The organism is Shigella sp. FC1661 (assembly GCF_001712525.1).
Lineage (GTDB): Bacteria > Pseudomonadota > Gammaproteobacteria > Enterobacterales > Enterobacteriaceae > Escherichia > Escherichia coli.
Genome location: NZ_MDGW01000488.1, coordinates 1 through 418, shown reverse-complemented (window position 1 = coordinate 418; position 418 = coordinate 1). Strand labels below are relative to the sequence as shown.

At 50.0% G+C, this 418-nt stretch carries 2 protein-coding genes; both read right to left on the bottom strand.

The window, feature by feature from the left end; genetic code table 11:
• Positions 1-200, bottom strand: a 200-nt coding sequence (locus tag BFF42_RS21040; RefSeq protein WP_001638972.1) for an IS1 family transposase, incomplete at its 3' end; no start/stop codon positions are given.
• Positions 201-233: 33 nt separating this feature from the next.
• A partial coding sequence (locus BFF42_RS21035) for a transposase (protein ID WP_146759064.1) occupies positions 234-418 on the bottom strand: 185 nt, incomplete at its 5' end.

Below are 418 nucleotides of genomic sequence, written 5' to 3'. Positions count from 1 at the left end.
CGACATCCGACGCCATTCATGGCCATATCAATGATTTTCTGGTGCGTACCGGGCTGAGAGGCGGTGTAAGTGAACTGTAGTTGCCATGTTTTACGGCAATGAGAGCAGAGATAGCGCTGATGTCCGGCAGTGCTTTTGCCGTTACGCACCACGCCTTCAGTAGCGGAGCAGGAAGGACATCTGATGGAAATGGAAGCCACGCAAGCACCTTAAAATCACCATCATACACTAAATCAGTAAGTTGGCAGCATTACCCCAGGTGTTTGCTGTTGTTCAATGTATTGGCGGATGACGGATATTGGCGCACCTCCGCAGCTACTGGCAAAATAGCCAGGACTCCACAAAACGCCTTTGTAGTAATACCTGACTGCAATATCTGGTCGATCTCGTCGCAGTAACCTACCCGATACGCCTTTGA